General features: G+C 74.0%; 18 protein-coding genes and 1 pseudogene. 11 read left to right on the top strand and 8 right to left on the bottom strand.

Annotated elements, in window-relative coordinates; translation table 11 throughout:
• Positions 1–52: 52 nt before the first annotated feature.
• Genes ACQP1S_RS13810 through ACQP1S_RS13800 form a run of 3 tightly spaced genes read right to left on the bottom strand, consistent with a single transcriptional unit; the run spans position 53 to position 3,857 of the window.
• Positions 53–2,116 (bottom strand): sulfatase-like hydrolase/transferase, encoded by a 2,064-nt coding sequence (locus tag ACQP1S_RS13810; protein WP_432906854.1) that lies wholly within the window; start codon positions 2,114–2,116, stop codon positions 53–55.
• Positions 2,109–3,530, bottom strand: a complete 1,422-nt coding sequence (locus ACQP1S_RS13805; RefSeq protein ID WP_432906852.1) for a class I SAM-dependent methyltransferase — start codon at positions 3,528–3,530, stop codon at positions 2,109–2,111. The genes ACQP1S_RS13810 and ACQP1S_RS13805 overlap by 8 nt, the downstream gene beginning before the upstream one ends.
• Positions 3,531–3,545: 15 nt before the next feature.
• Positions 3,546–3,857: a hypothetical protein gene (locus tag ACQP1S_RS13800; RefSeq protein WP_432908526.1), complete on the bottom strand. Its 312-nt coding sequence runs from the start codon at positions 3,855–3,857 to the stop codon at positions 3,546–3,548.
• A gap of 189 nt (positions 3,858–4,046) precedes the next feature.
• Between ACQP1S_RS13800 and ACQP1S_RS13795 the strand changes: the two genes are divergently transcribed.
• A complete protein-coding gene (locus ACQP1S_RS13795; RefSeq protein ID WP_432906850.1) occupies positions 4,047–4,445 on the top strand; it encodes a VOC family protein in 399 nt (132 codons plus the stop codon).
• Positions 4,446–5,714: 1,269 nt separating this feature from the next.
• On the opposite strand, the gene ACQP1S_RS13790 is transcribed toward ACQP1S_RS13795, so the two are convergent.
• A complete protein-coding gene (locus ACQP1S_RS13790; protein WP_432906849.1) occupies positions 5,715–6,404 on the bottom strand; it encodes a helix-turn-helix domain-containing protein in 690 nt (229 codons plus the stop codon).
• 196 nt (positions 6,405–6,600) lie between these two features.
• Between ACQP1S_RS13790 and ACQP1S_RS13785 the strand changes: the two genes are divergently transcribed.
• The 10 genes from ACQP1S_RS13785 to ACQP1S_RS13740 are packed head-to-tail and all read left to right on the top strand — an operon-like array spanning position 6,601 to position 16,234.
• Complete coding sequence (locus tag ACQP1S_RS13785; RefSeq protein WP_432906847.1) at positions 6,601–7,611, top strand: asparaginase; 1,011 nt, start codon at positions 6,601–6,603, stop codon at positions 7,609–7,611.
• On the top strand, positions 7,608–8,639 hold the full coding sequence (locus ACQP1S_RS13780; RefSeq protein ID WP_432906845.1) for a zinc-binding dehydrogenase: 1,032 nt from the start codon (positions 7,608–7,610) through the stop codon (positions 8,637–8,639). The genes ACQP1S_RS13785 and ACQP1S_RS13780 overlap by 4 nt, the downstream gene beginning before the upstream one ends.
• Positions 8,636–10,075, top strand: coding sequence for an MmgE/PrpD family protein (locus ACQP1S_RS13775; RefSeq protein ID WP_432906843.1), 1,440 nt, complete (start codon positions 8,636–8,638; stop codon positions 10,073–10,075). The genes ACQP1S_RS13780 and ACQP1S_RS13775 overlap by 4 nt, the downstream gene beginning before the upstream one ends.
• Positions 10,069–11,007: a polysaccharide deacetylase family protein gene (locus ACQP1S_RS13770; RefSeq protein ID WP_432906842.1), complete on the top strand. Its 939-nt coding sequence runs from the start codon at positions 10,069–10,071 to the stop codon at positions 11,005–11,007. The genes ACQP1S_RS13775 and ACQP1S_RS13770 overlap by 7 nt, the downstream gene beginning before the upstream one ends.
• Before the next feature lie 2 nt (positions 11,008–11,009).
• A complete protein-coding gene (locus tag ACQP1S_RS13765; protein ID WP_091239274.1) occupies positions 11,010–11,801 on the top strand; it encodes an ABC transporter ATP-binding protein in 792 nt (263 codons plus the stop codon).
• Complete coding sequence (locus tag ACQP1S_RS13760; protein ID WP_432906840.1) at positions 11,798–12,658, top strand: ABC transporter permease; 861 nt, start codon at positions 11,798–11,800, stop codon at positions 12,656–12,658. The genes ACQP1S_RS13765 and ACQP1S_RS13760 overlap by 4 nt, the downstream gene beginning before the upstream one ends.
• On the top strand, positions 12,655–13,734 hold the full coding sequence (locus tag ACQP1S_RS13755; protein ID WP_432906838.1) for an ABC transporter substrate-binding protein: 1,080 nt from the start codon (positions 12,655–12,657) through the stop codon (positions 13,732–13,734). Before ACQP1S_RS13760 ends, ACQP1S_RS13755 begins: the two co-directional genes overlap by 4 nt.
• Complete coding sequence (locus tag ACQP1S_RS13750; RefSeq protein WP_432906836.1) at positions 13,734–14,516, top strand: HpcH/HpaI aldolase family protein; 783 nt, start codon at positions 13,734–13,736, stop codon at positions 14,514–14,516. Before ACQP1S_RS13755 ends, ACQP1S_RS13750 begins: the two co-directional genes overlap by 1 nt.
• Positions 14,513–15,175 carry an SDR family NAD(P)-dependent oxidoreductase gene (locus ACQP1S_RS13745; RefSeq protein ID WP_432906834.1) on the top strand — a complete coding sequence of 221 codons (663 nt, stop codon included), beginning with the start codon at positions 14,513–14,515 and terminating at the stop codon, positions 15,173–15,175. Before ACQP1S_RS13750 ends, ACQP1S_RS13745 begins: the two co-directional genes overlap by 4 nt.
• Before the next feature lie 39 nt (positions 15,176–15,214).
• Positions 15,215–16,234: a LacI family DNA-binding transcriptional regulator gene (locus ACQP1S_RS13740; RefSeq protein ID WP_432906832.1), complete on the top strand. Its 1,020-nt coding sequence runs from the start codon at positions 15,215–15,217 to the stop codon at positions 16,232–16,234.
• Positions 16,235–16,315: 81 nt separating this feature from the next.
• Here ACQP1S_RS13740 and ACQP1S_RS13735 read toward each other — a convergent pair whose 3' ends face one another.
• From ACQP1S_RS13735 to ACQP1S_RS13720, 4 genes and pseudogenes are all read right to left on the bottom strand, one after another.
• On the bottom strand, positions 16,316–17,542 hold the full coding sequence (locus tag ACQP1S_RS13735; protein ID WP_432906830.1) for a glycosyltransferase: 1,227 nt from the start codon (positions 17,540–17,542) through the stop codon (positions 16,316–16,318).
• Positions 17,543–17,545: 3 nt separating this feature from the next.
• A complete protein-coding gene (locus ACQP1S_RS13730; RefSeq protein ID WP_432906828.1) occupies positions 17,546–20,092 on the bottom strand; it encodes an ArnT family glycosyltransferase in 2,547 nt (848 codons plus the stop codon).
• Between the two features lie 200 nt (positions 20,093–20,292).
• Positions 20,293–21,798, bottom strand: a pseudogene (locus ACQP1S_RS13725) (HAMP domain-containing sensor histidine kinase); the annotation flags it as partial.
• Positions 21,776–22,522: a response regulator transcription factor gene (locus ACQP1S_RS13720; protein ID WP_432906827.1), complete on the bottom strand. Its 747-nt coding sequence runs from the start codon at positions 22,520–22,522 to the stop codon at positions 21,776–21,778. The gene ACQP1S_RS13720 and the pseudogene ACQP1S_RS13725, both read right to left, overlap by 23 nt.
• Positions 22,523–22,553: the final 31 nt, after the last annotated feature.

Here is a 22,553-nt window from a genome sequence, read left to right as displayed (position 1 = left end):
GAGCCGGACGCCGGGGACGGCATGCGGAAAAGCGGTGAAAGCCGGCGAGAGCCTAGGAGAGGGTCAATTGGCGCAGTGCGCCACCGGGGCCCACCCGGTAGAGGTCCAACCGGTTCGCTCCGGCCCGGAACAGGTGGTCGTCGGGGAGGAACGCGGCGAACCGGCGGCCGCCCTGATCCTTCGGCACCACCGGGACCACCGCACCGATCCGGCCGTTGACGGCGACCGCGAGCAGCGTGCCGTCGGGCACCTGCCGGGGCACGGTGCCCCACACCAGGGCCGGCAGCTCCCCCGCCGCCGGATCGACGTGGTCGAACGCGCCCAGGTGCGCCACCGTGGCGGTGCCGCCGGACGGCTTCGCGCCCACCGTCGTGCCGACCAGCGGATGCGCAGTGGGCGGGGCGGGCCGGGCCGGCACCCCGCCGGAGAGGACCACCCGCTCACCGGGCCGGTCGTAGAAGTACTTCTCGGCACGGTCGCGGGGCGGCTGCTTCGCCGACCGGCCGTCGAGCCGCCACGGGACCCGGACGTGCACCTCGTCGGCGATGGTGGGCAGCAGGTCGACGTGCTCCCAGTTGCGGTCGTCGACCCGGCCGGCCCGCTGACCGGGCTCCTTGACGAACATCGGCACCCAGGCCACCTCGCCGGGCGCATGCGTGATCGCGCCCATCCCCCGGCCCTGCCAGTCCCGGGTGAAACTCACCCCGTGGTCGGCGGTGAGCACGACCAGCGACCTGTCGTACAGGCCGGTGGCATGCAGTGTCCGCAGGGTCTCGCCGAGCAACCGGTCGGTGTAGCGCAGCTGGGCCAGGTGCCGGGCCCGCGCCAGGTCCACCCACCCCGCGCCGTCGTTGGGCAGGTCGTCCGGCGCCTCGTAGCGCGCCCCGGACGGCAGGTACGCCCACGGCGGGTGCGGCATCAGCAGGTGCAGGAAGTGCAGGGTCGGCCGGTCGGACTGCCGCAGGCCGGCCAGGAAGTTGGTGAACCGGGCCGGCTGGTTGTCGTTGAGGCTGTCCCAGCGGAACTTCGGGTCGGCCGGGACCGGTTCGGCGGCGTCCAGGCCCACCTCGGCGGCGGTCTGCTCCCGGAACGACTCCTGCGGATCGACCCGGCTGTCCACCGGGGCGGCGATCCGGCCCAGTAGCGCGCCGCTCTCCCGCACCAGCACGCCGAGCCCCTGCTCGGGGGCGACCGGCTGCTCACAGCGGCTGGGCGGGCAGAGCCGGGTGATGCTCTCCTGCGCCCGGATGTCGTACAGGCCGCCGAGGGCGGTGAAGAGGTTGTCCGGGTACTGCGAGTAGTGCGGGGCTGCCGGCGTCGACGGGTAGCGGCCGGTCAGCACGGCCGGCAGCGCGTACGGCGTCCAGCCACTGACGCCGGTGGCGTTGCGGTACCAGGTCGAGCCGCCGGCCAGCGCGGCGAAGTTCGGGTAGCGGGTCGCGTCGATCCGCCCGTCCGGGCCGAGCAGCGAGACCAGCGGCAACTCGTCCAGGACGATCATGACGACCGGCGGGTGCGAGCCCGGACCGGCCACCCCGGCGGCCCCCTCGTGCGCACGGGGCAGCACCACCGCCGAGGCCGGCGAGGCGAACAGGAACAACCCGACGAAGACGAGCGGTCCGAGGGCGGCCACCCGCAACACCCGGCCGGGCAGCGACCAGCGCCGGTGCGCCACCGCCCCACCCGCCCCGACCAGCACCGCCACCACCACCAGCGGTACGCCCCGCAGCGGCGTCGCCTGCCTCCCCACCTGCACGGCCAGCCCGGCCAGCAGCAGCCCGACGACGACGGTGTGGGCAACGGCCCGGACCCGGACGCCGGCCAGCCGGGTCGCCGCCCCGAGCAGCACCACGGCGGCACCGGGCAGCACCGCGACCATCGCCACCAGGGTGAGGACGTCCCCGCTGGTGGCCCGGTGGAACAGGAAGAAGTCGGGGCTGCGCCCGAGCACGTCGAGCAACGGTTGGGTGACCGCCAGGCCGACCAGGGCGACCACCTCTGCCGCCCGGCGCAGCTCGACCCGCCAGCCGGCCGCGGTGGGCGCCCCGTCCGGCGCGGTGGGCGCGACGGAGGCCGGACGCCGGACCGGCGCACTGGTGAGGGCCGGCTCAGCCACCCACCACCGCCTGGTAGAGCGTCCGGGTGCCGGAGGGCAGGTCCTGCTGGCGTTCGATCCGGCAGTGGGCGCTCAGTAGCCGGGTGAACTCGTCGCGCCGGTAGTCGGGGAAGATCCCGGCCGGCTTGTTCGCCAGCAGCCGCCGCGCCATCGGGTCCTGCGGGTCGACGAACTCCACCACCAGCCGGCCACCGGGGCGGGCGTACCCGACCAACTGGTCGACCACCTCGGGCAGCGGCACGTTGTGGCCGATCGCCAGGTGGTGCACCACGGCGAGGGCGAGGACCACGTCGGCGTGGGCCCGGGCGACGAACCCGGCCCGCTCCACGCCCCGCCAGCCGCCGCCGGGCGACGGGTCGGCCAGGTCCATCACCAGCGGCAGGATCCGCCGGTCGCCCTCGGCGCGCAGCGCCCGGTAGAGGGCGTCGACCACCGCCGGGTCCTGCTCGACGGCGACCACCTGGGCGGCGTGCCGGGCGGCGATCCGGGCGTACCGGCCGTCGTTGGCGCCCAGGTCCAGCGCGAGCCGTGTGCTGCCGCCCGCGGCCACCGCCGCCTCGACGAAGCTCTCCTTGGCGGCCCGGTCCGCCGTGGTGTAGCCGCAGGTGCGCGGATAGTCGACCCAGTGACTGCCGCCCACCCGCCGGTCCAGCCGCCGGACCAACCGCGCCAGCCGTCGTACGGTGGCCAGGGCCAGCTGGCGGGAGTAGCCCGCGTCGCGCAGCTGGGCGGCGACCGCGCTGCTGCTGGCCTCGGCGTGCCGGGCCTGCATCGCGCCGTGCAGGTGCACGTGCGTCGGCACACCGGGCAGCAGCCGGCGGACGCCCCGGAACAGCGGTCGTAGCTGATCCGGGGTGATGCCGTCGACCCGGGCCCGCAGCCAGGGCTGGAAGTCCACCCCCAGGTGGGCCTGGAGCAGCAACGGATAGAGCAGGGTCTGGCAGAACTGCCGGTAGCCGGCCCACGGCTCGCCCTCGGTCAACGGCGTGAACGAGCCGATGTCGATGAAGACCGGCATCGCCCCCCGCCACTGGAGGTTGTAGGCCGAGCCGTCCTTGACGGTGAACCCGGCCTCCAGGGCCCGGCCCAGGATCTCCAGGTGCAGCAGGGCGGCGTCCCGGAGCATGCCGAACGACCACTCGTACGGGTGCGAGACGAACGGGATGCGCTCGTGCCGCAGCACCGTGGTCCACCCGGTGTCCGGCAGCGTCGCCGGGTCCACCGCCGAGGTGGCGCAGACCTTGCCCTCGGCGAGCAGCGCGGCGAAGAACCCGCTGGCCGCGAGGGCCTGCCAGTCGGCGGTGCCCTGTGGGCCGAGCCCGCGCAGCACCTGTTCGCCCAGGTGGAAGACCCGGTTGGCGGGATCGCGGAAGGAACCGGGTTCCGGCCGGATGCGGAGGTCGGCGGCGGTCATCGGTACGCCCACCCGTCAGCTGCCGGCGGGCTGGCGCGGCTGCCGCTCGGTCCGGGTCGCCTCGGCCGGTACGGCAGACTGCCGCCCGGTCGCGGTGGCCTGCCGCCCGGTCGCGGCAGACTGCCGCCCGGTCGCGGTGGCCTCGGCCTGCGCGACGGGTCGGCCGGACGGGGAGACCTCGCCGGGTGCCGAGGGCTGGCGGCGGAACCGGGCGGCCACCCGCCGCCAATAGAGCTTGGCGGCGACCGCTGCGCCCGCCGTTCCACCGACCACCGCCTGCACGATCAGACTGCCGGACCCCGCGTCCAGGTAGGCCAGGTGCATCATCGGCCGCTCCCTTCCCTCGCCGTCATGGACCGCCGACAGGTACGCCACGATGAGGCATTTGCACCTGAAAGACGGATTGCTCCCTGGACACCGTACGTCGTCCGGTCCTCCCGCGAGGGGCACATGGTTCCCTCCGCCCGGTCCGTTCCGTTCAAGACCCCGGCGTCGGTGCCGCCCTACGCTGACCGCATGACGCCTCAGTTCGACCTCATCGGCAGCGCGGTCAGTGACATGGCCCGCACCCTGGACTTCTACCGCCGGCTCGGGCTGGACATCCCCGCCGACGCCGACCACGAGGACCACGTCGAGGTCGCCCTGCCGGGTGGGCTGCGGCTGGCCTGGGACACCGTGACGATGCTGCGCGGCTTCCACCCCGACTGGACGCCACCCAGCGGCAGCCCGCGCGCCAGCCTCGCCTTCCGCTGCGCCGACCCCGCCGAGGTGGACCGGTACTGGGCCGCGCTGACCGACGCGGGCTTCCACGGCGAGATCGCCCCCTGGGACGCCTTCTGGGGCCAGCGGTACGCCATCCTGCACGACCCGGACGGCAACGGCGTCGACCTCTTCGCCCCGCTCGACCCGAGCTGACCCGGCCACGGGTCGGCCGGGGTCCCACCTGCTGCCGGCGGAAGTGCCTGCGGGGCACCTGAGCCGCACCAACCCGGCTAGCTCCCGGCTCACCCGCTCGCCGCTGCCCCACTCCTCACTTCCCCCTCACCGCCCCACTCCTCACCGCCCCACTCCTCACCGCCCGTTCCTCACCGCCCGTTCCTCACCGCCCGCCCCTCCACTGCCCGCTCCTCACTGCCCTGGCCTGGCTACCACCCGGGTGCGGGAACCCGCCGGGAGCAGGGCCAGATGGGTGCTGTTCGGGTCCTTTCGAGCTGATGACGTCAACGATTCACTCGACCGACAGGCCCACCGGCTTCGCCGCCGGGCGGTTCGTGACGGACGGGGAGGACAGCTGGCGCGCCACCTGCCCACTCACCCCGAGCCGACCTCACCGGTCGGTGACATCGTCAGCCCGCCCGTCCCGCGCCGAGCCAACCGACCGACACGGGGAAGGTCCTGGTGAAACCGGCAAGGGCTCCGGACCACCGCGACGGACTACGGACCGGCCACGGGTAAGGGCTCCGGACCACCAGGACGGAAAGCGAACTGGCCACCGGCAAGGGCTCCGGACCACCAGGACGGAGAACGAACTGGCCACCGGCAAGAGCTCCAGACCACCAGGACGGAGAACGAACTGGCCACCGGCAAGAGCTCCAGACCACCAGGACGGAGAACGAACTGGCCACCGGCAAGAGCTCCAGACCACCAGGACGGAGAACGAACTGGCCACCGGCAAGAGCTCCAGACCACCAGGACGGAGAACGAACTGGCCACCGGCAAGAGCTCCAGACCACCAGGACGGAGAACGAACTGGCCACCGGCAAGAGCTCCAGACCACCAGGACGGAGAACGAACTGGCCACCGGCAAGAGCTCCAGACCACCAGGACGGAGAACGAACTGGTGAGTCGTTTGGGTCATCAGCTCGAAAGGACCCGGACAACACATGGTCAGCCCCGGCTGCCCGCTGTCCCGGGAGGTGGTCCGGCGCTCGGCGCGCGGGCTGGAGCACCAGGATCGTCTCGATCAGACCAGCGATGCCCACCGCGCCCCGATGTGCGTCCGATGCGTCCGATGGTGGCTTCTTCCCCAGCGCACTTCCAGGCCACCACCCGGTCCCGCCGACGTCGATGTAGCCACCCACAGCCGCGACGGGCACCGGGCGGGCACCGCCAGATGCCCGGCACCGCCAGATGCCGGAAGCCAGGCACCGGCGCTGCCAGGCAGCGCCGTAGGAGGCACGGGGGTCACCGGGCGAGCAGGGTGGTCGGCGGGACTCCGGCCAGGTCCCGGGCGTCGCGGGTGAAGTGGGCCTGGTCGGCGTAGCCGGCACGGGCAGCCACCTCGGCCAGGCCGACCCCGCGACCGGCCAGGGCGAGGGCGCGGCGCAGCCGCAGGATGCGGGCGAGGGTCTTCGGGCCGTACCCGAAGAGGGCCTGGCTGCGTCGGTGCAGGGCGCGCGGGCCGAGGCCGACCTCGGCGGCGGTCGCGGTGACCGTGGCACCGGCGGCGAGCAGGGCGGCCACCCGGGGGCCCAGCGGGTCCGCGCCGCCGACCCGGGCGAGCCGGTCAGCCGCCACCGTGGCCAGGTCGGTGGCGGTGGGCGACGCGCCGAGTCGGTCGGCGAGCCGGAGGGCGGTCCGCCCCCAGAGGGCGTCGAGAGGCACCCGGCGGTCGCGTAACTCGTCGGCGGGGACGCCGAAGACGGCCGGGCCCAGCCCGGGCGGTAGCCGGACACCGCGCCAGCGCTCCCCCGGACCGGACTCGCTGAGCTGCGCCGTGCGGTCCGGGCCGGCGACCAGCAGCCCCGACCGGCTCGACCAGAGCAGATCCAGGCAACCGTCGGGCAGCACCCGCGTCGGCGGGGCGTCCGGCCGGCTCTCGCTCGCCCAGAGCACCGCGCCGGCGATCCCCTCGGCAGGCCGTTCCCGGTACACGGACCCAGCCTGTCACGTCGCCGGGCGGGGGCCGCGCCGCGACACCGGCCACCGGTCCGAACCGGACGACGAAGGACACCGACACAGGCCGGATACCGGGATGTCATCTGGCGGGTCGCCATCGCATAACTTCCTCGGTTTTGCGTTCCCGCAGCTCTTGTGCAGGGCGAACGTTTGTGCAACTGTCATCACCCAATTGAGCAATCGTTTGCGCAAGGGGGTGTGGCTGGTGCGGATCGCGGTTCTGGCAACCGGTGGGACGATCGCGTCGCGGTGGGACCCCGACGAGGGCCTGGCCGTGACCGACTCCGTCACGGACCTGCTGAAGAACGTCACCGTCACGGCCGACGTGGAACTCCACGGCTTCGACCTGTCCTGCCGTCCGAGCTTCGCGCTCTCCCTGGACGACATGCTCACCACCGTCCGGGCCGTCCGGGCCAAGCTCGCCGACGGGTTCACCGGCGTGGTCGTCACCCACGGGACCGACACGCTGGAGGAGGCCGCCTACCTGACCGGGCAGCTCACCGGCCCCGACGCCCGCGTCGTGCTGACCGGCGCGCAACGCAGCGCCGACGAACCCGACTCCGACGCCGGGCGCAACCTCACCGACGCGATCAGGGTGGTCACCGCGCCACAGCCGGTCGGCGCGGCGACGGTCATGGGCGGGGTGGCCTACGCCGCGGTGGAGAGCCGCAAGGTGCACACCTCGGCGGTGTCGGCGTTCTCCGGCGGCACCGCCGGGGTGCTGGCCCTGGTCGACCCGGACGGCGTGCTGCGGGTCTCCACCGCCGCCCGGGGCGGCCACTACGCCGACCGGCCGGTCCCCACCGCGCTTCCCCGGGTGGACCTGGTCAAGCTCGTCGCCGGGGTGGACGACACCCACCTGCGCGCGTCGCTGCACGCCGGGGCCGCCGGGATCGTGGTCGAGGCGTTCGGGGCCGGCAACGCGCCGCCCTCGGTCGCCGAGGCCGTCGGGGAGGCCTGCCGGCGCGGCGTACCGGTGGTCATCACCAGCCGGACCGGGGCGGGCCGGGTCCGCCCGGTGTACGCCGGCGGCGGCGCCACCCTCGCCCGCGCGGGCGCGCTCTTCGCCGGTGACCTCACCGGCACCCAGGCCCGGGTGGCGTTGGCCCTCGCCCTGGCCGTCGAAGAAACCGGCGCCGTGCCGGAAGCCCTGCACGCCATGGTGGAAGGACGTCGCGCGTGAAGACCGAAGCAGTGACCATGAACGGGTACGGCGGCCCCGAGACGCTCACCCTCACCGAGGTCGACCTGCCCGAGCCCGACCCGGACGAGGTAGTGCTGCGGGTGCTCGCCGTCGCCGTCAACCACCTCGACGCCGACCTGCGCAGCGGGGTGTCCCGGATGCCGCTGCGGCTGCCGCACGTGCTCGGCCGTGAGGTCGTCGGGGTGGTGGAGCGGCTCGGTTCGCGGGTCACCGACCGGGCCCCGGGCGACCGCGTCCTGGTGCTGCCCAACACGCCCTGCGGGACCTGTCCCCGCTGCCTGGGCGGGCGCGCCAACCTCTGCCCGAACGCCGACATGCCCGGCATCACCAGGTGGGGCGGCTACGCCCGGCACGCGGTGGCCCCGGCGCGCGGCCTGCTGGACATCGGCGACCTCGACCCGGTGGTCGCCGCCTCCACCCCGATCTCCTTCGGCACCGCCTGGCGCACCCTGTACTCCATCGGCCGACTCGCGCCCGGCGAGTGGGTCCTCGCCCCGGGCGCCGCCGGTGGACTCGGGCACGCGGTGGTCCAGCTCGCCAAGCTCGGCGGCGCCCGGGTGGTCGGCCTGATCGGCGACCCCACGAAGGCCGACTTCGTCGCCTCCCTCGGCGCGGACGCGGTGCTGAGCACCCGCGATCCCGACTGGGCCGCCGAGGCCCGGGAGATCACCGGGGGCGCCGGCTTCGACGTGATCGTCGAACACGTCGGCGGCGACGTCTTCGAGGCCGCCCTGGGCACCCTCGCCCCCACCGGTCGGCTGATCGTCGGCGGCGGCCACGCCGGGGAGCACCCGCACCTCGACCTCATCGAGACCTTCCGCAACGAGTACGAGCTGCGCGGGTCGCGCAGCCAGCGCCCCGACGAGATCGCCCGGGTGCTGGGCCTGGTCGCGGCGGGACAGCTCACCCCCCGGGTCGACGCGGTCCTCGCGCTGGCCGACGCCGGACGGGCCCACCAGGCGCTCGCCGACCGGCGGGTCCTCGGCAAGCAGGTGATCACGCCGTGACCGGTCACCGGCGCAGCGACGCCCGGGACGACGTGCTGCCCGCGCTCGTCGCCGGCGCGGTGCAGGCCGCCGACGCACTGCTGGCCACCGGCCCCGGTCAGGTGCTGGTCCGGCAGGTGGCGACCCGGCTGACCGCCAACGCCGTCGCGGCACGCGGGCACCTGCCCGCCGGGCTGGACACCGCCGGTGACCCGGACGGCCGTTGCACCCTGCTGGCCGCCCCGGGCGGGACCGACCAGCCGGCGCGGGCGGCGGCGGTGACGGCGGCGGCGATCACCGTCAGCCAGTGCGACGAGGGCCTGCGCGAGTCCCGGGGCCACCCGGGGCTGCACGCGTACGCCGCCGCGCTGGCCACCGCCGAGGCCGACGACCGGAGCCTGCGGGTGTTCCTGCGGGCGCTGGCGGTCGGCTGGGAGGTGGGTGCCCGGCTCGGTCTGCTGCTGGGAGCGCCCCGCCCCGGGGTGCACCCGCACGGTGGGTGGGGCACCGGCGCGGCGGCCGCCGCCGCCGGGATCGTCGCCGGTCAGGACGCCGCCGGGGTGACCGACACGGTGAACCTGGCGCTGACCGTGGCGCTGGCCGGGCCGGAGGCCGACACCCGCCGGGGCCGGGCCGCCCACTACCTGCTGCCCGCCCTCGGCACCGCCCACGGCGTGACCGTCGCCCGACTCGCCGCCGCCGGGTTCCCGGCCACCGATCCGGCGCTGCCCCACCTCGGCCGGACCGCCCACCAGACCACGCCTGACGGGGCGGGGGCGGATGCCGCGTTGCAGGCCCGACCGCTGCTGCCGGACGCCTACTTCAAGCCGGTGGGGGTCTGCGCGCACACCCTGACCGGGTGGACGGTGGCCCGCGCGATGGCCCGGGACCTGCCGGCCGACGAGGTGGCGACGGTGACCGTGGACACCTACGCGGGCGCGTCCCTGCTGGCGCAGCGTCGTCCGGTCAGCCGGCTGGCCCGCCAGTTCAGCATCCCGTGGGTGGTGGCCTGCGGGCTGCTCGGCACGGACCCGGGTGCCCCGGACGCGCCGGCGGACGACCGGCGGGCCCGCGCCGCCCGGCTCGCCGAGCGGGTGACCGTACGCCACGACCCTGGTCTGGACCAGGGGTATCCGGCGGGCCGACCGGCGGTGGTGGAGGTGACCACGCGCAGCGGGGCACGGCTGGCCGGGCGGGCCCGCTTCCACCACGGCGACCGGGAGGACCCGATGACGGCCGACGAGTTGGCGGCCGTGGACGCCGCGCTGCTGCGCACCCCGGGGACACCGGCCGGGGCGGCAGAGCTGCTGTACGGGCTGACCCGGGCACCCGGGGCGACCCGACTGCGAGACCTCACCGCGCTGGTCCGGGGTGGGGCACCGAATCCGAACGGCGGCCCGCCGCCGGTTCCCGCTGGGCCCGGCCCATCCGGCAGAAAGGACATGACGTCATGGTGATCAGAGTCGAACCCGGCACCGCGCGGGACTTCATCGGCTACGGCGCGGACCTGCCCCGCATCGAGTGGCCCGGTGGCGCCCGGGTGGCGGTGAGCCTGTGCCTCAACTACGAGGAGGGGGCCGAGCACAGCCTCCTCGACGGCGACAGCGTCAACGAGTGGGTCGGCGAGATCTCCTACACGCCGACCAGCGCGGAACACCGGGACCTGTCCCAGGAGTCGGTCTACGAGTACGGCAGCCGGGCCGGGGCGTGGCGGCTGCTGCGGCTGTTCGACCGCACGCAGACCCCGGTGACCGTGTACGGCTGCGCCGAGGCGCTGGCCCGCAACCGGCCGCTGACCAAGGCGTTCGTCGAGGCGGGGCACGAGATCTGCTCGCACGGCCTGCGCTGGCGGGAGCCCTCCGGGATGACCGAGGACGAGGAACGCGCGGAGATCCGTCAGGCGGTGGCGACGATCACCGAGCTGTGCGGGGAACGCCCGGTCGGCTGGTACTCCCGGTACGCCCCGTCGGACCGCACGCGCCGGCTGTTGGTCGAGGAGGGCGGCTTCCGCTACGACTCGAACGCCTACAACGACGACCTGCCGTACTGGGTGCAGGTGGCGGGGCAGCGGCACCTGGTGCTGCCGTACACGCACACCTACAACGACGGCCGGTTCGCCTTCAGCCCCGGCTACGGCAACCCGACCGACTTCTTCGAGAACTGCCGGCGGGGCATCGAGTACCTGTGGGAGGAGGGCGAGACCTCACCCAAGATGATCTCGATCGGGCTGCACGCCCGACTGATCGGTCAGGCCGGTCGGGCCTCCGCGCTGCGCGACCTGATCGCCTGGGCGCAGGACCTGCCCGGCGTCTGGTTCGCCCGGCGGCGCGACATCGCCGACTGGTGGCACCACCACTACTCCGACCTGCCGGCCCACGGAGGGCAGTGACCATGCGCATCGAGATCGACAACGTGGCCAAGGGCTATCCCCGGGCCGACGGGAGCCGACTGTCGGTGGTCGGCAGCCTCAGCACCACGATCGAGGCGCAGGAGTTCGTCTGCGTGATCGGGCCGAGCGGATGCGGCAAGTCGACGCTGCTCGGCCTGCTCGGCGGGCTGCGCCGGCCGGACGACGGGGAGATCCGGTTCGTCGGCGAGCGCAGCGCCGCCGGGCCGCTCACCTCGATCGTCTGGCAGGACTACGCGCTGATCCCGTGGCGGTCCATCGTGGACAACGTCGGCTTCGGGCTGGAGCTGCGCGGGGTGCCCGCCGGCCGGCGGCGGGAGGTCGCCCGGGAGCACCTGGCGATGATGGGCATCGAGGCGTTCGCCGACAACAAGCCGCACGAGCTGTCCGGCGGGATGCGCCAGCGGGCCGGGATCGCCCGCGCGCTGGCCAGCGACCCCGAGGTCCTGCTGATGGACGAGCCGTTCGCGGCGGTGGACGCCCAGACCCGGACCCTGTTGCAGGACGAGCTGCTCCAGGTCTGGTCCCGGCACCGCAAGACGGTCCTGTTCATCACGCACAGCATCGAGGAGGCGCTGCTGCTGGCCGACCGGATCATCGTGCTCGGCCCCCGGCCGACCCGGGTGGTCGAGGAGATCCGGGTGCCGTTCCCCCGGCCGCGTACCCGTGACGTCGAGTTGGACCCGCGGTTCACCGAGCTGAAGCGCCACCTGTGGGGGCAGTTGCGGGACGCCACCCTGGCGGCCGAGTGGGCGGAAGCGAAGGGGGACCGATGAGCGAGCAGAGCGTGCCGGCCCGGGAGCGGGCGGCCGACGAACCCGTGGTCCGCTACGCGGTGGACCCCCGCGCGGAACGCCCGCCCGGCCGCGGCTTCAAGCTGCTCAGCAGCGGGCTGGGCAGCATGGTCCCGGTGGTCGTGGTGCTGGCGCTGTGGCAGGCCGGCAGCATGGCCGGACTGATCGACAAGACCTTCTTCCCGGCCCCGTCGGAGTGCGTGCAGGCCCTGGTCGACCTCTTCTCCTCCGGGGAACTGCTGCCGAACGTCGGGATCACCGCGCAGCGGATCCTGCTCGGCTTCCTGCTCGGCGTGATCCCGGCGACGCTGCTGGGCATCGCGATGGGGCGGTCCCGCTGGGTCCGGGTGCTGCTCGACCCGTTGATCGCCATCACGTACCCGATCCCGGTGGTGGCGATCCTGCCGCTGCTGCTGGTCATCTTCGGCACCGGCGGGCGGCCGATCGTGGTGCTCGCCGGCATCATCTCGTTCTTCCCGGCCGTGGTGAACGCGATGTCCGGGGTGCTCCAGGTCGACGAGCGGCTGATCCAGATGGCCCGCAACCTGGGCGCCGGTCGGCAGCAGATCCTGTGGAAGATCGTGCTGCCGGGCGCGCTGCCGTCCATCTTCGCCGGTATCCGGCTGGCCGCCGGGCTGGCCCTGCTGGGCACCATCGCCGGTGAGTTCCTCGCCGCCAGTGACGGCGTCGGGTCGATGACCTGGCGGTACTGGCAGATCTATCAGATCGACAACATGTACGCCACGCTCGCGGTGATCGCGGCGATGGGCTTTTTCCTCACCACGGTGACGCTGCGGGTGCAGCGGCGCTTCTTCAGCTGGACGGAGGGCCAATCATGACAATCAAGAAAAAGGGTGTCATCGCCGCGTTGTTGGGGGCGAGCCTGCTGCTCGGCACCGCGGCGTGCGGTGACGACGCGGAGTCGAAGGGTGCCGGCGGCACCGACAAGGTGACTGTCAACTCGCTGGAGATCCTCTCGCTGGCCCCGATGATGGTGGCCGACGCGAAGGGCTTCTTCGGCAAGCACCAGGTCGAGGTGGAGTTCAGCAACGCCGACATCTACTCCCGGCTGGCGGTGCAGGGCCAGGGCAAGCTGGACGTGAACATCCCGGGCACCGGTGGGGCGCTGTTCAACGCGGTCAACCAGGGCCTGCGGGTGCGGGCGGTCGCCGACCGGCAGCAGTACCGGTGCGCGTCGGACAACCTCCTGCTGGCCCGGACCCAGTCCTTCGACGGCGGGCTGAAGAGCGTGGCCGACCTCAAGGGCAAGAAGGTCGCGATCCTGGCCAAGGGTTCGACCACCGAGTACTGGCTGGACCGGGCGCTGGGTGAGGTAGGGCTGAAGCAGTCCGACCTGGCGCAGATCGTCACCCTGAGCTACCCGGACACCGCCAACGCGCTCAAGAGCGGTGCGGTGGACGCCGGCTTCGTGGTGCAGCCGCTGGCGTACCAGCTCATCACGGACGGGCAGGCCAAGCGGGTGCTGGCGATGAACGAGGTCGCGCCCAACCAGGAGCAGGGCCTGATCACCATGTCGCAGGACTTCATCAGCAAGCGGTCCGACGTGGCGGCCCGGTGGATGGCCGGCTGGCTGGAGGGCGTGCGCTACTACCAGGACCCGGCCAACAAGGACGACGTGATCTCCATCGTGGCCGAGCGGACCAAGGTCCCGGCGGCGACGATCAGCAAGCTGTACGGCACCGACCAGTGGCCGTACATGGACCCGAACGGTCGGGTGGACACCGCCACGGTGGCCGCCGAGGACGGCAAGTGGCTGCTCGACAACAAGATCATCGAAAAGCTGCCGGAGGTCGGTGACTGGCACGACGGTTCGGTCGTCGACGCCGCGCTCAAGATCGTCGGCGAGGTGCCGGTGAACCGCGACTGCGGCGGCGTGCAGAAGCTGGAGTCCTGATGTATCCCCGTCCGAGCCGGCTGGCCGAGGTGCTGCGCGACGGTGGCGTCGCCCTGGGCAGCCTGACCCTGCTCCAGGAACCGGCGATCGGCGAGATCCTCGGCGCCCTGGGCTACGACTTCGTGGTCGTGGACACCGAGCACGCCGCAGCCGACGAGCAGAGCGTGCTGGCGATGGTCCGGGCGGCCGGCGCGGCGGGGACCACCCCGCTGGTCCGGCTGCGCCGGATCGAGGAGAAGGACCTGCTCTGGTCCCTGGACAGCGGTGCCGGTGGCGTGGTGCTGCCGCTGGTGGAGACCGGCGCGCAGGCCGCCGAGGCGGCCCGGCTGACCCACTACCCACCGGTCGGCGACCGGACGCTGTGCTCGGCGGCGCGGGCCGCCGGGCACGGCACCGCCCGGGGCGACTTCGACCGCTACCTGACCTGGGCCGGGCAGAACACCACCGTCGTCGCGCTGGTCGAGACCCCCGCCGGGCTGGCCAATCTGGACGACATCCTCGCCGCCGACCTCGACGTGCTGATGCTCGGCCGGGCCGACCTGTCGGTCAAGCTGGGCCTGGGCTACCAGCCCACCCACCCCGAGGTGGAGAAACACGCCGTCGCGTTCGTCGAACGGGTGGTCGCGGCCGGACGGGTCGCCGGCATGCTCGCCTACTCCGCCGAGGAGGCCCGTCGGTGGATCGACCGGGGGGTGCGCTTCGTCGTCTACTCCCAGCCGGAGATGCTGCTCTCCGACGCCTACCGGCGGGCCCGCGAGGAGATCCTCGGCGGTACGCCGTGAGCCTGTTGGTGACCGGCGGGGCCAGTGGCATCGGCGCGGCGGTGGTCGCCGCCGCCCGGGCCCGGGGCGAGACGGTGCACGTGCTGGACGTCTCCACCGGCGTGGACGCCGCCGACCCGGTCGCGGTGGGCGAGTTCGTCGACGCGATCGGCACCCCGCGCCGGGTGGCCCACCTGGCCGGGGTGGTCAGCGCCGGTGGCATCGCGCAGACCACCCTCGCCGAGTGGGACCGCACGCTGCGCAACAACCTCACCGCCGCGTTCGTCGTCAGCCAGGCCGTGGTGCCCCGGATGGCGGCGGCCGGCGGCGGGTCGCTGGTGCTGATGAGCAGCCTCAACGCCCGCGACGGCGGCACCCGGCTGTCGGGTACGGCGTACGCGGCGGCGAAGGCCGGGGTGCTCGGCCTGATGCGGCACCTGGCTGTCGACTTCGGACCGCAGCGGGTACGGGTCAACGCCGTCGCGCCCGGCCCGGTGGCCACCCCGATGCACGACCGGCTCACCGCCGAACAGAAGGCGGGGTTGCGGGCCCGGATGCCGTTGGGCCGGGTCTCCTCGGCGCAGGAGATCGCCGACATCGTGCTGTTCCTGCTCTCCGACTCGTGCGCCACGGTCACCGGCATGACCTTCGATGTGAACGGGGGCAGTCATCTCAGCTAGGTTGCCGGGTACGGATACGGGTGCGGCACGGGAGGCACAGTGAACAAACGGGTGACGTTGCGCGATGTCGCCAGCCTCACCGGTGTGCACGTCTCCACGGTCTCCCGGGTGCTGCGCGGCGACGACGTACGGGTCAGCCCGGCGACCGCCACCCGGATCGTGGACGCCGCCAAGCAGCTGGGGTTCCACCGGGACCGGTGGGCGGCCAGCCTGCGCAGCGGCAAGACCGGGGTGATCGGCGTGCTGGTCCCCCGGATCACCGACATCGTGCTGGCCACCGTCTTCGAGGGCATCGACGCCGCCGCTGCCGCCGCCGGCTACCAGGCGGTGGTGAGCAGCAGCTGGGACGACGACGAGGCGCGGGCGCTGCGCATCCAGCGGTTGATCGGGGAACGGGTGGACGGGCTGATCATCGGCGACGCCCGGCGCAACGACCCGATGCTGGCCCGGCTGGCCGCCGACGGGGTGCCGTTCGTGCTGGTCAGCCGGGCCTCGCGGGGCTTCCCGTCGGTGACCGGCCGGGACCGCCTCGGTGGTCGGCTCGCCGCCGAGCACCTGATCGACGTGGGGTGCCGGCGGCCGGCGGTGATCGCCGGCCCCGACCACGCCAGCACCTCCGCCGACCGGGTCGCGGGTTTCCTCGCCGCGGCGAAGGCCCGGGGTGTCCCGGTCGACCCCCGGTGGGTGGTGCCGTCCACCTTCGACGTCGCCGGTGGGGCTTCGGCGATGGCCCGGCTGCTGGCCACCGGTCAACCGGACGGCGTCTTCGCGGTCAACGACTTCGCCGCGATCGGGGCGATGGGCACCCTGCGCGACCACGGCCTGCGGGTCGGTCGGCAGGTGGCGGTGGTCGGCTACAACGACATCGACGTGGACGCCCAACTCCTGGTGCCGCTCACCTCGATCCGCACCCCGCTGCGGGACATGGGCTCGCAGGCCCTGCACGCGCTGCTCACCCTGCTCGGCTCGGGCAGCACCACGTCGGTGCGGCTGGCCCCGGAACTGGTCGTGCGGGCGACCACCGCCGACTTCTCCCCGGACGCCGCGACCGGCCGGTAGGGCCCGACCGGCGGCGTACCGCCGGCCGGGCCGTCTGTTCCGGCGGGCCGCGCCACCGCCCGCCGGACGCCGCCCGCCGGGTCAGCTCCGGCGGTGGTGCATCGCGAGCCGCAGCAGCAGGAAGCGCAGCGCCGTCGCGGCCAGGTTCGCCGCCACCAGCACCACCAGTTCGACCGGCCGCGACGGGGTGCCGACGGCGTGCAGGGCGGCGAGCGAACCACTGGTCAACGCCAGCCCGAGGGCGAAGGCGAGCAGCCCCTGGAGGTGGTGCCGCCCGGCCGCCCGGCGACCGGTGATGCCGAAGGTGAGCCGCCGGTTCGCCGCGGTGTTGCCCACCGCGGTCACCAGCAGCGCCAGCAGGTTGGCCGGCTGCGCGCCGAGCACCCCCCGGGTCGCCACGAACAGCATCAGGTACGCCACGGTGCTGACCACCCCCACCAGGGCGAACCGGGCCAGCTGGCCGGGCAGCCCGACCGGCACCCGCGCCGGTGGGGCGGCCAGCGGCGCCCGACCCCACTGGGCACGCAGCGCGGCCAACGGCAGCGCCCCGGTGACCAACGCCCGGCCCAGCCGGCCGATCCCGCGCAGGTCGGCCAGGGCGGTGGCCACGATGTCCACCCGGCTGTCCGGGTCGTCGACCCAGTCCACCGGTACCTCGTGGATGCGCAGTCCGGCCCGCTGGGCGAGCACCAGCAACTCGGTGTCGAAGAACCAGCCGGTGTCCTGCACCAACGGCAGCAACTCCCGGGCCACGTCGGCCCGGATCGCCTTGAAGCCGCACTGGGCGTCGGAGAACCGGGCCGCGAGGGTGCCCCGCAGCAACAGGTTGTAGGCCCGGGAGATCACCTCCCGCTTGGTGCCCCGCACCACCCGGGAGGTGCGCGCCAGCCGGGTCCCGATGGCCAGGTCCGAATGGCCGGAGATGAGCGGCGCGACCAGCGGCAGCAACGCGGCCAGGTCGGTCGACAGGTCCACGTCCATGTACGCCAGCACCGGGGCGTCCGAGGCCGACCAGGCGACCCGCAGCGCGCGCCCCCGGCCCTTCGCGGTCAGGTGACGTACCTCGACGTGTGGCAGTTCGACGGCGAGCGCCTCGGCCACCGCGAGGGTGCCGTCGACGCTGGCGTTGTCCGCCACGGTGATCCGGAACGGGTAGGGGAAGTGCGTGCTGAGATGGTCGTGCAGCCGGCGTACGCAGGGGCCGAGGTCGACCTCCTCGTTGTAGACCGGGACCACCACGTCCAGCACGGCGGTCGGGGTGCTCGTCCGGGTCTCGACGGCTGGCCGGGGGCTACCGGTGTGGGTCATGGCTCAGCCCTCCCCTGCGCTGCTCAGGTCGTAGACGGTGACCCCGTCCACGGTCTGCGCCGTGAAGGTCTCGGTGACCCAGGCGGCGATCTCCTGGGAGGCGGAACTGCCCCCGTTGGCCCGGAAGCCGCCCCCGCCGACGAAGTAGTGGATCTTCCCCTCGGCCACGTACGCCTGGAACTGGGCCAGGGTGGGCGACGGGTCGCTGCCGTTGAATCCGCCGATCGCCATCACCGGTCGGCCGGTGGCGAGTTGGTAGCCGGAGGCGTTGTTGGAGCCGACGGTCGCCGCGACCCAGGTGTAGTCGTCGGCGTCGGCCGCCAGCAGCGCCTTCAGCGCGGCGCTCGGCTCCCGGGAGTTGAGCAGGCCGCCCATCCCGCCGCCGGTGCGTCCCTGGCCGCCCCCGATACGCCCACCATCCTGACCGGTGCCACCGTTCTGGCCCGTGCCGCCGTTCTGGCCCGTGCCACCGTCCCGACCGGTGCCACCGTCCTGACCGGTGCCGCCGGGGAAGCCGGGGAACTGGCCCGTGCCGCCGTTGGCGGTGCCGCCGGGGAAGCCGGGAGGCGGACCGTTCTGGCCGGTGCCGCCGTCCCGGTTGCCGCCCGGGAAACCGCCACGACCGGGGAAACCGCCACCGGGGAACTCCATGCCGTTGCCCATCCGGCCGCCGGGTCCGCCCCGACCCGGGCCGAAGCCGCCCTGCACGTTCGGGCCGGCGCTCGGGATGGACCCGGTGTGCGGGGTGCCGGCGGTCTGCGCCGCGTACGCCGCCGGGCCGGCCAGCGCGGCCGACGCGCCGAGCGCCAGCACCACCGGTACCAGCCGCCGGGGCAGCCGCCGGGCGAGCACGATCAGCACCGCCACGGCGAGGCCGGCGACCAGCACGACCGGGCGCAGCCAGGGGTGGAAGTCAGGGCTGCGGCCGAGTAGTTGCCAGGACCACCAGGCGGTCACCGCGAGGGCGCCGGCCAGGGTGGCGGTGGCGAACCACCCCCGCCACCGGACGGACCGGCGACCACCGGCCACCGACCCGGTCGCGGAGTCCACACCCGACGTGGGCGCGGGGTCCACACCCGACATGGGCGCGGGGTCCACACCCGACATGGGCGCGGGGTCCACACCCGACATGGGCGCGGAGTCGACACCGGGGGCCGTCGCGGCGTCGCCACCCGGGGCGGCGACCGGCCCGGCGGGTACCGCGGTGCCGGTGACCGGGGTGGCGGGTTCGGCGGCGAGGGCCCGGCGTTCCCGCCAGAGCAGGACGGTGCCGATGCCGACCAGCGCGCCGACCGCCGGTGCCAGGGCCACCGTGTAGTACGCGTGGAAGATGCCGGACATGAAGCTGAAGATCAGCCCGGTGACCAGCAGCCAACCGCCCCACAGCAGCAGCCCGGCGCGACGGCGGTCGGTACGGGCCGCCCGGCCCGCCAGCACCAGGCCGGCGACGAGCAGGATCAGCGCGGCCGGCAGCAGCCAGGAGATCTGGCCGCCGACCTCGGTGTCGAACATCCGCAGCCAGCCGGTCTGCCCGGAGAACGGCCCACCGCCGCCGCCCATCCGGGCGCCTCCACCGATGCTGCCCTCCTCGTCACCGGTGATCCGGCCGAGGCCGTTGTAGCCGAGGGTCAGCTCCAGGATGCTGTTCTGCTGCGAACCGCCGATGTACGGCCGGGCGCTGGCCGGGACCAGTTCCACCGTCGCCACCCACCAGCCGGCGGCCACGATCAGCCCCAGACCGGCCAGCAGCAACTGCCGGATCCGCCGCCAGAAGCCGGTCGGCGCGCCCAGCAGGTAGACCCCGGCGAAGACCGGGATCACCAGGAACGCCTGGAGCATCTTGGTGAGGAAGCCGAAGCCGACCAGCACCCCGACCAGCACGATCCACCGGGTGCTGGCCGTCTCCACCGCCCGCACCGTGGCGTACGCGCCGAGCACCAGCAGCAGGACCAGCAGCGCGTCCGGGTTGTTGAACCGGAACATCAGGGTGGCGACCGGGGTGAGCGCCAGGACCGTCCCGGCGATCAGGCCGGCGGCCGGGCCGTACCAGCGGCGGACGGTGGCGAACAGGGCACCGACCGAGGCGACCCCGAGCAGCGCCTGCGGCACCAGGATGGCCCAGCTGTTGAGCCCGAAGATGCGCACCGACAGGGCCATCAGCCACAGCGAGGCCGGCGTCTTGTCGACGGTGATCGAGTTGGCCGCGTCGGAGGAGCCGTAGAAGAACGCCTTCCAGCTCTCCGCGCCGGCCTGCACGGCCGCCGAGTAGAACGAGTTCGCCCAGCCGGACGCCCCCAGGCCCCACAGGTAGAGCAGGCCGGTGCCGAGCAGCAGCACCGCCAGGGCGGGCCTTACCCAGCGCGGATCACGTCGTGGTGGGGCGTCGACCGCGCCCGGGTGGACCGACGCCGACCGGGCCGGCCCTACGGTCGCGCCGTCGGGCGGGCCCGAGCGCGGTGCGGTCGCGGCGTCGGGCCCGGCCGACGGCGGTGCGGTCGCGGCGTCCGGCGGGCTGGCCGGCGTCGTCACCAGGCTCTCGGTTCTGTCCATGCGGCCAGCCTGGATGAGCTGGTTGGGTCGACCCCATGACCCGGCTATGCGTGGGCTGTGGAATCCGGTGGCCCGGCTGCGCCGGCATCCGGCAGCGCGGGGGCGGCGGACTGCCGCGACGCGGGCGTATCGGAATCCGGCGGTGCGGACAGGTCGGCGGTCGGCCGTGCGGGCAGATCGGCGGCCTGCCGTACGGGCACGGTGGAGTCCGGCAACCGCACGGTGAAGACGGTGCGGCCCGGTCGGCTCTCCAGGGCGACCGTGCCGTGGTGGGCCTCCACCACGGCGGCCACGATGGCCAGGCCCAGGCCGGTGCTGCCGTGTTCCCGGGACCGCGAGCTGTCCCCCCGGGCGAACCGTTCGAAGACCTCGTCGCGCAGCTCCGCCGGCACCCCCGGGCCGTCGTCGGTGACGCTGATCTCCACCGCGCCGGGCACCGGGGCGAGCCGGGTGGTGACGGTGCTGCCGGGTGGGGTGTGCACCCGCGCGTTGGCCAGCAGGTTCGCCACCACCTGGTGCAGCCGGACGGCATCGCCCGGCACCTCCAGCGCCTCGTCGGGCAGGTCGAGCTGCCACCGGTGTTCGGGGCCGGCCACGTGGGCGTCGCTGACCGCGTCCACCACCATCGCGGTCAGGTCGACCGGCCCGGTGGCCAGCGGACGGCCGGAGTCGAGCCGGGCCAGCAGTAGCAGGTCGTCGACGAGGCTGGTCATCCGGGTGCTGGCGGACTCGACCCGGCGCAGCGCGTGGGCCACGTCCGGCGGCACCCGGTCCCGGCCCCGGCGGGCCACCTCCGCGTAGCCCCGGATCGCGGCCAGCGGGGTGCGCAGTTCGTGCGAGGCGTCGGCGACGAACTGGCGTACCCGGGTCTCGCTGGCCTGCCGGGCGGCGAGCGCGGCGGCGACGTGACCCAGCATCCGGTTCAGCGCCGCGCCCACCTGCCCCACCTCGGTACGCGGATCGGTGTCGGCGGCGGGCACCCGTACCGACAGGGCCACCTCACCCCGGTCCAGCGGCAGCTCGGCGACCCGCCCGGCGGTGGCCGCCACCCGGTGCAACGGGCGCAACGTGGCCCGGACGATCAACGCGCCCAGGCTGCCGGCGACGAGCAGACCAGCGGCCGCGACCCCCGCCTGGGCGACGACCATCCACCACACCGTCTCCTGCACCAGCCGCAGCGGAATGGCGAAGACCACGATGCCGCCGTCGGAGAACCGGCGGGCCACCGCCCGGTAGTCCCCCCGGTCGCCCAGCTCGACGGTGTGCGGCGCGCGGCCGGTGGGCAGGCGGGTCAGTGGGGTCACCTCGGCGGCGGCGAGCGCGTCGGTCGCGCCGGAGCTGGTCCGGATCCGCGCCGACGTCTCCCCCGAGGGGGCGACCCGCACCGAGATCGAACCGATCGGAAACGTCGGCGGCGGGTCGGGCTGGGTCTGCCGGCCGGATGCCTGCTCGGAGGGGCGCAGTTGGTCCGGGGGGCGGTCCCCGGGCAGTCGGCTGTCGAAACGACGGTTGTCCATGGCGAGCTGGCTGTCGACCTGATAGACCAGGAAGTGCCGCAGCGCGATAGTGGTCAGCCCGCCGATGCCCACACTGACCAGGGCGAGGAGGGCGACCACCGCGAGCACCAGCCGGCGGCGCAGCGACCAGCCGGCCAGCCAGCGACGCAGCGACCAGCCGGCCCGGTCACGGCGCGGGCTTGAGGACATAACCGGCGCCGCGCAGGGTGTGGATCATCGGCCGGCGTCCCACGTCGATCTTCTTCCGCAGGTACGAGATGTACAGCTCGACCACGTTGGCCTGCCCGCCGAAGTCGTAGTTCCAGACCCGGTCGAGGATCTGCGCCTTGCTCAGCACCCGGCGCGGGTTGCGCATCAGATAGCGCAGCAGCTCGAACTCGGTGGCGGTCAGGGTGATCAGGTCGTCGCCCCGACGCACCTCGTGGCTGTCCTCGTCGAGGCTGAGGTCGCCGACGGTGAGCACGGCCTCCTCGCGGGCGGTCACCGCGAAGCCGGTGCGCCGCAGCAGGGCACGCAGTCGGGCGATGACCTCCTCCAGGCTGAACGGCTTGGTGACGTAGTCGTCGCCACCGACGGTCAACCCGGCGATCCGCTCCTCGACCGCGTCCCGGGCGGTCAGGAAGAGCACCGGGACGGTCGGGATCTGCTCGCGCAGCCGACGCAGCACCTGGAAGCCGTCCAGGTCGGGCAGCATCACGTCGAGCACCACCGCGTCGGGCTGGAACTGCCGGGCCGCACTCAACGCCGCCATGCCGTTTCCCGCGCTGCGCACCTGCCACCCCTCGTAGCGCAGCGCCATCGAGAGCAGGTCGGTCAGGGTGGGTTCGTCGTCGACCACCAGCACCCGGACAGGCTCGCCATCGGGACGGCGAAGCTCGATCCGGTTCGGTAGGGTCTGCCCGTCGGTCACCATGCCCCCATCGTGGGACCGGTTACTGGCGCTG

The organism is Micromonospora matsumotoense, from assembly GCF_050951065.1.
In the GTDB taxonomy this organism is placed as follows: Bacteria; Actinomycetota; Actinomycetes; order Mycobacteriales; family Micromonosporaceae; genus Micromonospora; species Micromonospora matsumotoensis.
Note: the sequence above shows the minus strand (reverse complement) of the source record. Positions and strands in the feature narration are given on the sequence as shown.